We start from the raw sequence: 12115 nt of genomic DNA on the forward strand, positions 1-12115 counted from the left end.
GGCGGTCCTGTTCGGCACGCCGGGCTGATGTCGTCGGTCGGCGCGTCGGGAGAAACGCCGCGAGCCCGCGACGTTCCGCCGACGCATCGCGCGCATTACGCGGCGGCGGCTTCCATCATCGCGCGGGCCTGGGCGACCCAGCCGTTCTGCGCGATCTTGCCGTTGAGCTTGAGGTCGGCGTCGAGCGCGGCGGCCTCCTCGTCGGTCAGCGCGGCGATCTGCCAGTAGTGGAAGACGCCGCCGTCGTTGAGGGACTGCTCGAGCTCGGGGCCGACGCCCGTGAGCTTGGTCAGGTCGTCCGGCGCGCCGCGCGGGGCGGCCAGGCGCTCGAACGTGTCGGTCTGCTCGACGCTGAGGTCGACCGGCGCCTCGGCCGGGCCGGTCTCGGCCGGCAGCTCCTCGACCATCGGGGCCTCGGAGGCGCCGATGTCGATGCCCAGTTCGCCCTGCGAGCGGGAGATGCCGTCGAGCGCCGCGCGGGCGATCAGGTCGCAATAGAGCGCGATGGCGCGGCCGGCGTCGTCGTTGGCCGGGATCGGATAGGTGATGCCGTCCGGATCGCAGTTCGTGTCGACGACGGCCGCCACCGGGATGCCGAGGCGCGTCGCCTCCTTCACCGCCAGCTGCTCCTTGTTCGTGTCGATCACGAAGATCAGGTCGGGCACGCCGCCCATGTCCTTGATGCCGCCGAGCGCCCGCTCGAGCTTCTCCTTCTCGCGGGCGAGCATCAGGCGCTCCTTCTTGGTGAGGCCGACCGCCCCGCCGTCGAGGATCTCGTCGACCTTGCGCAGGCGCGAGATCGAGCCCGAGATGGTCTTCCAGTTCGTCAGCGTGCCGCCGAGCCAGCGGGAGTTGACGTAGTACTGGGCCGAGCGCTTCGCCGCGTCCGCCACCGCCTCCTGGGCCTGGCGCTTGGTGCCGACCAGCAGCACGCGCCCGCCGCGGGCGACCGTGTCGCTCACCGCCTGCAGGGCGCGGTAGAACATCGGCACCGTCTGGGCGAGGTCGATGATGTGGATGTTGTTGCGCGTGCCGAAGATGAAGGGCAGCATCTTCGGGTTCCAGCGGTGCGCCTGGTGGCCGAAATGCGCGCCGGCCTCGAGCAGCTGACGCATGGAGGTGTCGGGAAGGGCCATGTCTCTATACTCCGGTTGAGCCTCCGCGGGGCCGCGTTCCGGCTTGAAGCAGCCGGCACCGGGTTCGCCTCGCACCATGCGAGGAGGGCTCCGCGTGTGGGATGGGCGCGCCTATACGCGCTCGGGCCGGCGAATGCAAGCCCGTGAGGGCGGCCTCGCGGCGCGCCCTCGGGGTCCGGACTTGCGCGACTTGCCCCCGGCGCGCGCGCCGGCCATGCTCGCCGAAACCCGTAACGGTTCCAAGGTGCGACGACGCCGCCGTTGCGGGGAGGTGACGCGCTCGCTACATCGAGCGGGTTCGAGGGAGCCGCATGCTGACGAAACTCGCCAATCCGAGCACGTTCCTGCGCTGGTCGGGCGCGCTCGTGCCCTGGCTCGCGGGCCTCACCGTGGTCACGCTTCTCGTCGGCCTCTACATGGCCTGGTTCGTCGCCCCGCCGGACTACCAGCAGGGCGAGACGATCCGCATCATGTACATCCACGTGCCGTCCGCGTGGCTGGCGCTCTTCCTCTATGCGATGATGAGCGCGTCGGCCATCGGCACGCTGGTCTGGCGCCATCCCCTCGCCGACGTCTCGCAGAAGGCGGCCGCGCCCATCGGCGCCGCGTTCACGCTGGTGTGCCTGATCACCGGGGCGCTCTGGGGCAAGCCGATGTGGGGCACCTACTGGGTGTGGGACGCCCGGCTCACCTCCGTGCTCGTGCTCTTCCTCGTCTATTGCGGCATCGTCGCGCTCTGGCGCACGATCGAGGACCCGTCCCGCGCCGCCCGCGCGGTGGCGATCCTGACGCTGGTCGGCGCGCTGAACCTGCCGATCATCAAGTTCTCCGTCGACTGGTGGAACACGCTGCACCAGCCGGCCTCGGTCTTCCGCATGGACGGGCCGACCATCTACCCCTCGATGCTCTATCCGCTGCTGGTGATGGCGCTCGCCTTCAGCCTTCTCGCGGTGACGCTGCACATGTACGCCATGCGCACCGAGGTCTACAAACGCCGGGTGCGCACGCTCTCGATCCTCGAGGCCGAGCGCCTCGACGCCGAACGCGTCGCCGCCTGAGGGACAACGCCATGCCCGACCCTCACGCCCCCTTCATCATCGCGAGCTACGCCGCCTGGATCCTGATCACCGGCGGGCTGATCGCGCGCCTCGTCCTCGATCATCGCGCCCAGAAGCGCGCGCTGGCCGAGCTCGAAGCCCGCGGCGGCGGCCGCGGCCGTCGCGGCGGCGGCGGGGGCGGCGCCGTCGCGCGGCCCGTGCGCGAGGGCGCCTGAGATGGACGACCGCCCGACCCCGCCGCCCGAGACCGAGCCCGCCGAGGCGAAGCGCGCCGCCGATCCCGCGCCGCGCGCCCGTATCCGGCTGATCTTCCTGCTGCCGGTCCTGATCTTCGCCGGCCTCTCGATCGTGTTCTTCATCGGCCTGTTCGGCGACCCGTCGCGCGTGCCGTCCGTCCTGATCGGGCGCCCCGCGCCGCAGGTGACGCTGCCGCCGCTCGAGGGGCTGCGGGACGCCGGCGCGCAGATCCCCGGCTTCTCCAGCGCCGATCTCGCCGGCACGCCGGAGCGGCCGGTGACCATCGTCAACGTCTGGGCCTCCTGGTGCGGCCCCTGCCGCGTCGAGCATCCGGTGCTGATGGAGCTCGCCGAATTGCCCTTCGTCACCATGGTGGGCATCAACTACAAGGACGCGCCGGAGAACGCCCGGCGCTTCCTCGGCGCGCTCGGCAATCCCTACGACCGCGTCGGCGTCGATTCGAGCGGCCGCTCCGCCATCGACTGGGGCGTCTACGGCGTGCCGGAGACCTTCATCGTCGACGCCGAGGGCATCGTGCGCCACAAGCACATCGGCCCGATCGAGCCGGGCCAGATCGGCCCCTTCCTCGAGGCTCTGCGCGCGGCGCTGCCGGAGGGGATGCGGGGGCGCGTGCCCGAGGTTTGAGCTACAGCGGAAGCAGGGCCGCTATGCTCGCGACCACGAGATAGACGCCGGCGAAGACGATGCCGATGGACCTGATCGGCTTGTCGTCGACGGGAAAGACGAAGGTGATCAGCCGCTTCACGCCCAGCAGACGGGACGCCAATCGGATCGCGGTCATGCCGATCGCGGCAGCCCAGATCCAGACGGACGTGAGATACGTGGTTGCGACCATCATGTACAGTATCGCGCTATCTTCGCTGGCGAAAATTCCGAAGACGGAGTAGCTCCCGGATTCGAAGACAACAAACTGGAAGAATGCCGCAGTAAAGGTGGAAAGATTATCATAGTCGAGAATCAGTTTTGTGGTATAGTAGGAAATCTCTGCAATGACGACCAATATCAGTGTTGTAAGCATAAAATCAAGTACTATAAGAGTAATTGTTTTCAACTTCTGTGAAAACAGCGCATTCAAAAATATCCTCGTCTGAATGTTGGATGCCAAATCGGCAAGCAGATTTACCGATATCGCGAACATCAGCGTGATATACCCTTCCCGTCTAAAGGCGTGCTGAATGATCGTATCTGCGCCCCGCAGATAGTTGAAGGTGTCGAATATAAGAACAAAAGAGGATAGTGTAGCAAGGCTGAAGCCGATAGAGCCGATGATAAATCTGAGGGAAAGAGTGCTTCCGCCGAAGACGCGTTCGTATTGTCCCTCCACGAGCAGCCGGACGGCTCTCGTCTTGGGCGGACGAGGGTCCCTCTTCAGCCAATCGGCAAGCGCCTTTTTCGCGTCCTCGCTAACATGCGCGTCGCCTGTCCAGAAGAGCAGCAGAACGCCGAGGACGATCGGGCTCGCTCCCAAGGCGGTGAGGAGGTCTTCGCCGAGCATGATCGAAGCCCCTTCGGAGAATCGAAGAATTCGAGATGCTGCGCCTCGATCGGGAGCAAGACCGCAGCCAAGGGGCATACGATCGCAGGTCGGCTCAGCGAGTCAACCTAGACTAGCCCTGTCCCTGCTCGACGATAGACTCTGCCGTCCTCCGACCCCGCGCCTCACCCCACCATCTCTCCCGCCGCCTTGCGCATCACCGAGCGCGGCAGGACGCGGCCCAGCGCCTTGACGAGCTTGTTGCGCGTTCCAGGGGTCGAGACCGCGTGCCCGGCGCGGTAGGCCTCGACGCCGATCTTGGCGACGCGGGCCGCGTCCATCCGCGCGCGTGAGAACAGCCGCGAGCCCTCCATGCCGGCGCGGGCGCCGAACTCGCTCTCCGTGGCGCCGGGGCAGAGCGCCGTCACCGTGACGCCGAAGGGCTTGGCCTCCTCGTGCAGCGCCTCGGAGAGCGAGAGCACGTAGGCCTTGGTGGCGTGGTAGACCGCCATGTGCGGGCCCGCCTGGAAGGCGGCGAGCGAGGAGACGTTGAGGATGCCGCCCTGGCCGCGCTTGATCAGGTCGGGCAGGAACAGCCGCGAGAGCCGGGTGAGCGCGGTGACGTTGAGCTCGATCATCGTCACCTGCTCCTCGAGGCCGAGATCGACGAACTCGCCGCGCAGGCCGAAGCCGGCATTGTTGACGAGCGTGTGGACGCCCAAGCCCATCTGCGTCACCTGCGCGTGGAGCTTCGCCGGCGCGTCGGGCTCGGCGAGGTCGAGCTCGACGATCTCGACGAAGCCGCGATCCGCCGCCGTCAGCTCGGCGGCGAGCGCCTCCATCTTCTCGCGCCGGCGCGCCACGAGGACGAGGTTGTGCCCGATGGCGGAGAATTGGCGCGCGATCTCGGCGCCGATCCCGCTCGAGGCTCCCGTGACGATGGTCCAGCGCGTGTTCGGCATCGGCTCCGATCCTTCTCGTGTTGCGGCGCAGCGTCCAGGCTAAGCCCTCGCGCGCCGCCTGCCAATGCCACGCCGGTGGATGCGGTTCCGGGGATCTCCACGGTGTCATCCCCGGCCGGAGCGCCGTAGGCGCGCAGGGGAAGGGGAGCCAGCGCAAGAACGTCGCGCCGTAGGCGCTCCTTCGGCCGCCGTCCAGGCGGCTGGTCGCCGCCGGATGCCGCCGCTCCGCGGCGAAGAGTCGTGCTGTTTCCCCTTCCCCTGCGCCGGCTTCGCCGGCTCCGGCCGGGGATGAAAGGGGGGCGTCACCGCCCGCGAATCGCCCGGGCGCTCTCCGGCAGTGTCAGCCCGAAGGAGGCGAAATGCGCCAGCGCGTCGACGACGCAATAGGGGCACCAGGCGCGGTCGACATAGGGCATGTCGTGGAACAGGTATTTCGCGGCCACCGCCGCCTGCGCGCCGGAGAAGGCGCTCGCGGCGACCGGAATCCAGGGCCGCTCGCGCCAGCGCTCCGGCGGGCCGGACGCCGCGAGGGTCAGGTTCGCCGCGTGCATCGCGAGCGTCAGCGGGCCGTCCGGCATGCCGTAGGACCAGGCCTCGTCGGAATTGTTCACCTTGGCCGTGTCGAAATGCGGCCGGCGCGTCGGCGGGTCCGGCAGGCGGCGCACCAGGCCGGTCTGGAACAGGGTGACGAAGGCCATCGAGGCCATGCCGACGAGCGAGGTCGCGACGATGGCGCGGCGATAGCGCATCTCCCGCCCGCGATCGTGGCGCACTTGCCGTCTCAGGCGCTCGGGCGTGTAGCCGGGGCTCGTCGCTTCCATGAGGACGCGCTTCATCGGGGGATCCTTTCCTCGCTGAGCGGATCGCTTTCTCCCCGCCAACGCGGGGCGCGCGGCGAGGGTTGCCGGATCGCGCCGATGGGGTAGCCTCGCGACGCCCGGAGGATCCCCCATGCCGCCTGAAAGCGCCGATACGCGCCCCATCGTCGCCCTCGTCGCCCACGACGAGAAGAAGGCGGACCTCGTCGCCTTCTGCTCCGGCCATCGCGCGGCGCTCTCCCGCTATCGGCTGGTGGCGACGGGCACGACCGGCGGGCGCATCGCGGAGGCGCTCCCCGAGCTGGAGGTGACCCGCCTCAAGTCCGGCCCGCTCGGCGGCGACCAGCAGATCGGCGCGCTGATCGCCGAGGAGAAGGTCGCGGCCCTGATCTTCTTCGTCGACGCGATGACGCCCCACCCGCACGACGTCGACGTCAAGGCCCTGATGCGCCTCGCCATCCTCTACGACATCCCGTTCGCGCTGAACCGGGCGACCGCGGAGCTGGTGCTGGAGGCGGACGCGGCGGCCTAGGAGGCTGTCCAGCTAATTCGTTCTGCGACGCGAGTGCGTTTCGTTCGCGGGACGCGTTCGCCCCGTCTCATCCGGCCGGCCTCGGTCGGTTGTGAGCGGCGACGAGCTTCGCGATGTTGTGAGCGGTGCAGACGAGCGCCCATTCGGCCCTGACGGCGCCGAGGCCGCGCAAGAGGAGCTGGCGCATCCCGCGATCCTGCTTGATCTGCCCGAAGACGGGCTCGACGACCTGCTTGCGCAGCCTGTAGCGGCTGCGCCGCCCGGCGCGGGCGAGCGTCTCGGCCATGGCCCGGGTCAGGGGTGATTTCGAGAGGCGCCGCTCGGTCGCCGGGACCCCGGTGGCGTGCTTGGCGCGGCCGACGGCGACGTAGGCGCGGATGCGGCGCGCCTTCAGGGCGCCGAGGTTCGCCTCCGAGCAGAAGCCGGCGTCCGCCGAGATCTCGCGGGGCTTGGCTCCGAGATTGCGGCGCACGGCGTCCACCAGGGGGACGAGGGCGTCGACGTCGCCCGGATTGCTCTGGAGGCGGTGGGCGACGATCACCTGGTGGGCGGCGTCGACGGCGATCTGGGCGTTGTAGCCCTGGATGAAGCCGTCGCGGGTCGGCTGGATGCGGCTGTCGGGGTCGGTGAAGTTGCGCTGCGCCTTGTCCGGCGGGCCGCCGTCGGGCGCGCGCTTGGGCCGCCCGCGATCCTGCATGCCGCTGGAGGGACCGGGGCCGTCCTCGTCCTCGCCGCCCGCCGGCGCCGCCGCCTCGGCCTCCAGCGCGGCCTTGGCCGCCCGGATCCGCTCCAGCCGGCGCAGCTTGTCCGCCGCCCAGTCCGGCATCTCGTCCCCGCGCCGCTCGCCGTGCGCGGCATCCTCCTCGCGGTCCGCCGTCTCGGCCCGGTCGAGCCAGCCCGCCACCGCATCGGCCAGCGCCGGCTCCGCGCTCTTCATGCGGCCATAGCTCATCGCCTTGTGCCGCGAGGCGTTCGCCTTGATCTTCGTGCCGTCCAGAGCGACGTGCCCGAGCTGCACCAGTCCCGCCGCCCGGCACAGGCGCAGCACCTGCTCGAACAGGCGCCCCAGCGCCTTGAGATGGCGCTTGCGGAAGTCCGCGATCGTGCGGAAGTCCGGCCGCTGCAGGCCCGTCACCGCCATGAAGTCGACCCGCTCCTCGCAGGCTCGCGCCAGCTGGCGCGAGGAGTAGACCCCGCGGCTGTAGCCGTACAGCAGAAGCGCCACCATCATCGCCGGATGATACGGCGGATAGCCTCGCAGCTCGATGTAGGCGCTCAGGATATCCCGCAGATCCAGCCCCTCACGCACCGTCTCGCGCACGAAGTGCGCCGCGTGCCCAGGCGGGACGAAGTCGTGAATGGACGGCGGCAGAAGCCAGCTCTGCTCGACATCCCAGGGGCGAAACGTCTTGCTCGTGCTCATGAAACAAGAGAATCACGACCGGATTCCCACGTCCAGAAAATTACTCGGACAGCCTCCTAGCCCACGCTCAACCCCTCCTTCCGCCGCAGCCGGTTGTGCGCGTCGGTGGCGGCGATCTCGCCCTGCGCCATCGCGACGCCGAGCTGGTTGAGGCCGGTGACGACGTCGCCCACGGCCCACACGCCGTCGGCCGAAGTGCGCTGATGGTCGTCGGCGGGGATGCGCCGGTCGGAGGAGAGCGCGACGCCGAGATCGGCCGCGAGCTCCGCATGCGGGCGCATGCCCATGGCGGAATAGAGCGCGTCGACGCGCAGCGTCTCGCCGTCCGCGAAGCGGATCACCACGCCCGCGCCGTCCTCCGCCCGCGCGATCGCGGCGATCGGCGCCTCGTTCAGGCGCACGCCCGCTTCGTCCATGCGGGCGCGGCTCTCCGCGGCGCAGCCGAGCGGCGCGCCGTTGGTCAGCGCCACGATGTGCGGCGTGTAGGTGCGCAGGAACAGCGCCTCGCCCAGGCAATGGTCGCCGCGGCCCAGCACCGCGAGCCGCTTGTCGATCGCCTCGTAGGCGTCGCAGATCGGGCAATGGCGCACGAGGCCGTGCTTCACCGCGTCGAAAGCGTCCGGGATCGGCGGCTCGATATCCGAGACCCCGGTGGCGAGGATCACGAGCCGCGCGCGCGTCTCGGCGCCCGACGCGCGCGACAGCCGGAAGCCGTCGCCCTCCCGCACGATGGCGGTCACCCGGTCGTGCACCGGCGTGACGCCGTATCGCGCGAGCTGGGCGCGAAGGCGGCTCAGCAGCTCGTCGCCGGTGACGCCTTCGGGAAAGGCCGGGTGATTGCGCGAGCGCGGAATCCAGCGGGCCCGCGAGTCCGCGCCGTCGAGCACGACGACGCGCCGGCGGAACCGGGCGAGATAGATCGCGGCGGTCAGGCCGCCGATGCCGCCGCCGACGACGGCGCAGTCCTCGATGTCGTTCATGGAAAGGCGTTCTCCCCGCGGACGGGGCGCCAACGCGCAGGCGGGGCGTGCGTTCGAGTCCCTTGGGGAAGACCAAATGAGCCGGGAAACGGTCACGGGGTTGTTGCAAAAGAAGCTTAGCCGGGTTCTTCTCCGATGCGATCCGTCGGATCCAATCCCTTCGGGAGGCAAAACTCATGACCCTCGCGTCCACCGGCGTGTCCCGCCGCACGCTCCTCACCGGCGCCGCCGCCCTCGGCCTCGCCGCGCCCTTCGTCTCGCGCCGCGCCTTCGCGCAGTCCGGAACCGTCAACGTCTTCGCCTGGGCCGGCTACATCTCCGACGAGATGCTCGCCGCCTTCGAGGCCGACACCGGCATCAAGCCCGTCTTCACGCCCTACGGCACGAACGACGAGCTGCTCAACCAGATGCGCGTCTCCCAGGGCGCCGGCTTCGACGTGATCTGGCCGACGGTGGACCGCGTGCCGAACTACGTCGAGTTCGGGCTCGTCCAGCCCATCGACGAGGGCAAGGTGATGTGGGACCGGGTCATCCCCTCGGCGATCTCGGGCTCGGAGAACATGGGCGCGGTCGTCGGCGGCAAGCGCTACCAGGTCCCGTCCGACTGGGGCACCGAGGCGCTGTCCTTCGACACGGACCAGGCGCCGCTCGAATACGGCTCGGCCGGCTACGGCGACATCTGGAAGCCGGAGATGGAGAGCAAGGCCACGGTGCGCGGCCACTCCGCCCTCGTCGGCATCGGCCTGTGGCTCGAGGGCGAGGGCCGTCTTCCGCGCCCGATGCGCGAGGCCTTCGCCTCCGAGGAGGCGATGGTCGAGGTCTACGACGTGATCCTCGCCGAGGCGATCGCCCGCAAGGGCAACGTCGCGCAGTTCTGGTCGAACGAGAACGAGGCTCAGGGCGCCTTCCGCGTCAACGGCTGCGCCATCGGCCAGACCTGGGACTCGACCGCCGCCGGCCTCGCCCGCGAGGGCCTGCCCATCGGCTACATCGCCCCGAAGGAGGGCGCGCTCGCCTGGATGGAGGGTCTGTCCATCCCCTCGCAGGCGCAGAACCTCGACGAGGCCTACGCCTTCATCAACTGGATGGTCTCGCCGAAGGCCGGCGCGATGTACGCCAACCACACCTCGATCAACTCGACCGCGGTGGGCGCCGACGCGCTGCTCTCGGACGCCAACAAGGCCTTCTTCGCCGCCGCCTATCCCGGCGACGCGCTCGACAAGCTGTGGTGGTGGCCGATCCAGGACAGCTGGTTCGTCGCCAAGCGCAACGAGTACCAGGATCGCTTCCTGTCGGCGTAATCCCGACCTGTATCGCGTCCCCGAGCCTGGCGCCCGGGGACGCCGCCCCCGTCATCCCCGGCCGGAGCGCCGCCGGGCGCGCAGGGTCGCTGCGCGACCTCCGGCCGGGGACGGCACCGTCGCGCACACGAGAAGCCGATCCATGTCCCATTCCGTCCACCTCGACCGCGTCACCATGGCCTTCGGGGCCGTGAAGGCGGTGGACGACGTCACCTTCACCGTCGATCCGGGGGAATTCTTCTCCATCCTCGGCCCGTCCGGCTGCGGCAAGACCACGATCCTGCGCATGGTCGCGGGCTTCCTCGCGCCGACCGCGGGGCGGGTGACGATCGGCGGGCGCGACATGGCGGGGCTCGGCCCCAACCAGCGCCCGACCGCGATGATCTTCCAGTCGCTGGCGCTGTTCCCGCTGATGCCGGTGTGGGAGAACATCGCCTTCGGGCTCGAGGCGCGGGGCATGCCCAAGGCCAAGCGCCGCGCGAAGGCCGAGGAGCTGCTCGAGCTGATCGCGCTGCCGGGCTTCGCCGACCGGAAGATCGCCGAGCTCTCCGGCGGCCAGAAGCAGCGCGTCGCCATCGCCCGGGCGCTGGCCGTGGAGCCGCAGGTGCTCCTCCTCGACGAGCCGCTCTCGGCCCTCGATCTCAAGCTGCGCCAGCACATGCGCGCCGAATTGCGCACGATCCAGAAGCGCACCGGCGTCACCTTCCTCTACATCACCCACGACCAGTCCGAGGCGCTCGCCATGTCGGACCGGGTGGCGGTGATGAGCGAGGGCGTCGTGCAGCAGGTCGCCGCCCCGCGCGCGCTCTACGACGACCCGGCGACGCCCTTCGTCGCGACCTTCGTGGGCGAGACGAACGCCATCGCCGGCCGCGTCGCCGCGCTCGCGGGAGGGGAGGCGGCGCTCGACACGCCGCTGGGGCGGCTCACCGCCCGCGCCGGCGCCGGCCTCGCCGAGGGCGCTCCCGCGACGCTCTACGTGCGGCCCGAGGCCCTGACGCTCGCGGGTGCGGGGGGCGAGAACGTGATCGAGGCGGCCGTCGAGCGGCTCGATTTCGAGGGCGCCTTCGGCCTCCTCCACGCCCGGGCCGAAGGCGACCTGCCGCTGCTCGCCGCGCTCCCGTCCACCGCGCTCGCCGCCGCGCCGGCTCCCGGCGCGCGGGCGCGCTTCGCCTATCCCGCGCGCGACGCCGTCGCGCTCGGGGATCCGTGACATGGGGACCGTGACATGGGGACCGTGACATGGGGACCGTGACATGGGGACCGTGACATGGGGACCGTGACATGGGCGCGCTGACCGGACGCTTCGGCGCGGGGCTCACGGGCCTCTTCCTCGCCCTCGTCGGGTTCTGGCTCGCGGGCCTCGTGCTCGCGCCGAACCTGATGATGATCGACTTCGCGCTGCGTCCCAATCTCCTGCCGGCGGACATCGGCGGGCCCCGCGACGTCTATTCCCTCGACAACCTCGCCTATCTGGCGAACGAGCCCGTCCACCGCGAGATCTTCCTCAAGACCGTCTGGGCGAGCGCGCTGGTGACGGCGGCGACCTTCCTCGTCTGCTATCCGCTCGCCTGTTGGCTGGCGCAGACCGCCTCGCCGCCGGCCGCGGCCCTGGTGGTGCTCGCCCTGATCATCCCGTTCTGGATCAACGAGGTGCTGCGCACGCTCGCCTGGTACATCCTGCTCGCCTTCCGCGGTCCCTTGAACGCGCTGCTGCTGCAGCTGGGGATCCTCGACGAGCCGATGCGCTGGTACGGCGACGGGGGCGTGCTGGCGGGGATGGTCTACGCCTACATCCTGTTCATGCTCTTCCCCATATACAACGCCATCGAGAGCCTGGAGAAGGCGCAGATCGAGGCGGCGCGGGACCTCGGCGCCTCGACCTGGCGAATCCATACGCGCATCGTGATCCCGCACGCCAAGGCCGGCATCGCGACGGGCTGCGTCTTCACCTTCATGCTCGCCGCCGGGAGCTACGTCGCGCCGGCGCTCCTCGGGGCGCCGGGCAGCCGCTGGTTCACGCAGATCATCTATAACTGGTTCTTCGAGGGCGGGGACTGGAACCGCGGCGCCGCCTACGCGCTCGTGCTGCTGGTGCTCTGCCTCGCGGTGGTGCTGATCACGCTGCGGATCGCGCGGGTGAACCTGACGGACGTCGCGAAATGAAGGCCGG

General features: G+C 70.0%; 13 protein-coding genes. 7 read left to right on the forward strand and 6 right to left on the reverse strand.

Annotation, left to right across the window (positions count from 1 at the left end; genetic code table 11):
* Positions 1 to 95 precede the first annotated feature (95 nt).
* Positions 96 to 1136, reverse strand: coding sequence for a 30S ribosomal protein S2 (locus ABL310_RS06180; protein WP_349370819.1), 1041 nt, complete (start codon positions 1134 to 1136; stop codon positions 96 to 98).
* A gap of 311 nt (positions 1137 to 1447) precedes the next feature.
* On the opposite strand from ABL310_RS06180, the gene ABL310_RS06185 reads away from it, so the two are divergent.
* Genes ABL310_RS06185 through ABL310_RS06195 form a run of 3 tightly spaced genes read left to right on the forward strand, consistent with a single transcriptional unit; the run spans position 1448 to position 3076 of the window.
* Complete coding sequence (locus ABL310_RS06185) at positions 1448 to 2194, forward strand: heme ABC transporter permease (protein WP_349370820.1); 747 nt, start codon at positions 1448 to 1450, stop codon at positions 2192 to 2194.
* Between the two features lie 11 nt (positions 2195 to 2205).
* Complete coding sequence (gene ccmD / locus ABL310_RS06190; protein ID WP_349370821.1) at positions 2206 to 2409, forward strand: heme exporter protein CcmD; 204 nt, start codon at positions 2206 to 2208, stop codon at positions 2407 to 2409.
* Position 2410: 1 nt separating this feature from the next.
* A complete protein-coding gene (locus ABL310_RS06195) occupies positions 2411 to 3076 on the forward strand; it encodes a DsbE family thiol:disulfide interchange protein (protein ID WP_349370822.1) in 666 nt (221 codons plus the stop codon).
* 1 nt (position 3077) lies between these two features.
* On the opposite strand, the gene ABL310_RS06200 is transcribed toward ABL310_RS06195, so the two are convergent.
* The 3 genes from ABL310_RS06200 to ABL310_RS06210 all read right to left on the reverse strand — a co-directional run bounded on the left by ABL310_RS06200 (position 3078) and on the right by ABL310_RS06210 (position 5724).
* A complete protein-coding gene (locus ABL310_RS06200) occupies positions 3078 to 3947 on the reverse strand; it encodes a hypothetical protein (protein ID WP_349370823.1) in 870 nt (289 codons plus the stop codon).
* Between the two features lie 164 nt (positions 3948 to 4111).
* Positions 4112 to 4888 carry an SDR family oxidoreductase gene (locus ABL310_RS06205; RefSeq protein WP_349370824.1) on the reverse strand — a complete coding sequence of 259 codons (777 nt, stop codon included), beginning with the start codon at positions 4886 to 4888 and terminating at the stop codon, positions 4112 to 4114.
* A 302-nt stretch (positions 4889 to 5190) separates the two neighbouring features.
* Complete coding sequence (locus ABL310_RS06210; protein WP_349370825.1) at positions 5191 to 5724, reverse strand: vitamin K epoxide reductase family protein; 534 nt, start codon at positions 5722 to 5724, stop codon at positions 5191 to 5193.
* Between the two features lie 115 nt (positions 5725 to 5839).
* On the opposite strand from ABL310_RS06210, the gene ABL310_RS06215 reads away from it, so the two are divergent.
* Positions 5840 to 6238 (forward strand): methylglyoxal synthase, encoded by a 399-nt coding sequence (locus ABL310_RS06215; protein WP_349370826.1) that lies wholly within the window; start codon positions 5840 to 5842, stop codon positions 6236 to 6238.
* A gap of 67 nt (positions 6239 to 6305) precedes the next feature.
* Here ABL310_RS06215 and ABL310_RS06220 read toward each other — a convergent pair whose 3' ends face one another.
* Together ABL310_RS06220 and ABL310_RS06225 are read right to left on the reverse strand one after the other, a co-directional pair.
* Positions 6306 to 7661 carry an IS1182 family transposase gene (locus tag ABL310_RS06220; protein WP_349368221.1) on the reverse strand — a complete coding sequence of 452 codons (1356 nt, stop codon included), beginning with the start codon at positions 7659 to 7661 and terminating at the stop codon, positions 6306 to 6308.
* Between the two features lie 56 nt (positions 7662 to 7717).
* Positions 7718 to 8641: an NAD(P)/FAD-dependent oxidoreductase gene (locus ABL310_RS06225; RefSeq protein WP_349370827.1), complete on the reverse strand. Its 924-nt coding sequence runs from the start codon at positions 8639 to 8641 to the stop codon at positions 7718 to 7720.
* Between the two features lie 176 nt (positions 8642 to 8817).
* Between ABL310_RS06225 and ABL310_RS06230 the strand changes: the two genes are divergently transcribed.
* From ABL310_RS06230 to ABL310_RS06240, 3 genes are all read left to right on the forward strand, one after another.
* Complete coding sequence (locus tag ABL310_RS06230; RefSeq protein ID WP_349370828.1) at positions 8818 to 9942, forward strand: extracellular solute-binding protein; 1125 nt, start codon at positions 8818 to 8820, stop codon at positions 9940 to 9942.
* 142 nt (positions 9943 to 10084) lie between these two features.
* Positions 10085 to 11155: an ABC transporter ATP-binding protein gene (locus ABL310_RS06235; protein WP_349370829.1), complete on the forward strand. Its 1071-nt coding sequence runs from the start codon at positions 10085 to 10087 to the stop codon at positions 11153 to 11155.
* Positions 11156 to 11226: 71 nt separating this feature from the next.
* On the forward strand, positions 11227 to 12108 hold the full coding sequence (locus ABL310_RS06240; protein ID WP_349370830.1) for an ABC transporter permease: 882 nt from the start codon (positions 11227 to 11229) through the stop codon (positions 12106 to 12108).
* The last annotated feature ends 7 nt before the right edge of the window (positions 12109 to 12115 follow it).

It is taken from the genome of Salinarimonas sp. (genome assembly GCF_040111675.1).
Taxonomy (GTDB): domain Bacteria; phylum Pseudomonadota; class Alphaproteobacteria; order Rhizobiales; family Beijerinckiaceae; genus Salinarimonas.

Bases quoted from the DNA above. Each gene is read 5' to 3' on its own strand.
- ABL310_RS06200 (WP_349370823.1), bottom strand. From the start codon at position 3,947: ATGCTCGGCGAAGACCTCCTCACCGCCTTGGGAGCGAGCCCGATCGTC.
- ABL310_RS06205 (WP_349370824.1), bottom strand. From the start codon at position 4,888: ATGCCGAACACGCGCTGGACCATCGTCACGGGAGCCTCGAGCGGGATC.
- ABL310_RS06185 (WP_349370820.1), top strand. From the start codon at position 1,448: ATGCTGACGAAACTCGCCAATCCGAGCACGTTCCTGCGCTGGTCGGGC.
- ABL310_RS06220 (WP_349368221.1), bottom strand. From the start codon at position 7,661: ATGAGCACGAGCAAGACGTTTCGCCCCTGGGATGTCGAGCAGAGCTGG.
- ccmD (WP_349370821.1), top strand. From the start codon at position 2,206: ATGCCCGACCCTCACGCCCCCTTCATCATCGCGAGCTACGCCGCCTGG.
- ABL310_RS06225 (WP_349370827.1), bottom strand. From the start codon at position 8,641: ATGAACGACATCGAGGACTGCGCCGTCGTCGGCGGCGGCATCGGCGGC.
- ABL310_RS06210 (WP_349370825.1), bottom strand. From the start codon at position 5,724: ATGAAGCGCGTCCTCATGGAAGCGACGAGCCCCGGCTACACGCCCGAG.
- ABL310_RS06240 (WP_349370830.1), top strand. From the start codon at position 11,227: ATGGGCGCGCTGACCGGACGCTTCGGCGCGGGGCTCACGGGCCTCTTC.
- ABL310_RS06215 (WP_349370826.1), top strand. From the start codon at position 5,840: ATGCCGCCTGAAAGCGCCGATACGCGCCCCATCGTCGCCCTCGTCGCC.
- ABL310_RS06235 (WP_349370829.1), top strand. From the start codon at position 10,085: ATGTCCCATTCCGTCCACCTCGACCGCGTCACCATGGCCTTCGGGGCC.
- ABL310_RS06230 (WP_349370828.1), top strand. From the start codon at position 8,818: ATGACCCTCGCGTCCACCGGCGTGTCCCGCCGCACGCTCCTCACCGGC.
- ABL310_RS06180 (WP_349370819.1), bottom strand. From the start codon at position 1,136: ATGGCCCTTCCCGACACCTCCATGCGTCAGCTGCTCGAGGCCGGCGCG.
- ABL310_RS06195 (WP_349370822.1), top strand. From the start codon at position 2,411: ATGGACGACCGCCCGACCCCGCCGCCCGAGACCGAGCCCGCCGAGGCG.